This window comes from Collinsella sp. AF11-11 (assembly GCF_003465485.1).
In the GTDB taxonomy this organism is placed as follows: Bacteria; Actinomycetota; Coriobacteriia; order Coriobacteriales; family Coriobacteriaceae; genus Collinsella.
Window position 1 is genome coordinate 1 of the sequence record NZ_QSAS01000045.1, and the last position, 761, is coordinate 761.

At 75.4% G+C, this 761-nt stretch carries 1 protein-coding gene; it reads left to right on the forward strand.

Features of this window, described 5'->3' with window-relative positions:
* Positions 1 to 251 precede the first annotated feature (251 nt).
* The coding region (locus DWV58_RS09770) for a transposase (protein WP_147345876.1) at positions 252 to 761 on the forward strand (510 nt) is incomplete at its 3' end.

Below are 761 nucleotides of genomic sequence, written 5' to 3' on the forward strand. Positions count from 1 at the left end.
CCATTACAGTCGAAATTGTCAGCCCGGGCCCGTCTCGGGCTACGATTGAGGCGCGCCCAGAACGGGCCGCCGACCGGGCGCCCGCGCACGGCCGAACGTCCCTGCCCCCGAGAGGGCCCGTTGGGTGCTGCCGGCGCGGGACGCGCCGCCCCCGACGGCTGATAGGAAAGTGCCGGGCAGGCGCCGCGGCTGGTAATGTGAGTGCCGAGGGGGAGGCCATCCGGTCGAACGACTACCGGAAGGATACCACCGTGAAAGCGCCATCGACCAGACCCGCGGCCGTGCTCGGCCTGGACGTCGGCAAGTCCTCCCACTGGGCCTGCCTGATCGCCCGCGGAGGGGAGGTGCTGGCCAGCGCCCCCGTCCGCAACCGGGAGGGCGCTCTCGACGCGCTGTTCTCCTCCGCGCCCGCCGGCACGCTCGTCGTCGTCGACCAGTTCCGCAACATAGGGTCCCTCGCCGTGCGGCGCGCCCGCGCCGCGGGGCTGGCGGTCGCCTACCTGCCCGGCCTCGCCGCCAGCCGCGCCGCCGGGCTGTTCGCCGGCGAGGCCAAGACCGACGAGCGCGACGCCGAGGTGATCGCGCGGACCGCCCTGGGCGTGCCGGACTCCCTGTCGGGGGTCCCGGGCCGCGGCGAGGCCCTCGAGGCCGCCCGCGCCCTCTCCTCCCAGCGCGACCACGTCGTGGCCTGCGCGACCAGGGACAAGAACCGCCTGCGCGCGGTGCTGCTCGAGTCCTGCCCGGCCCTCGAGGCCGCGGTC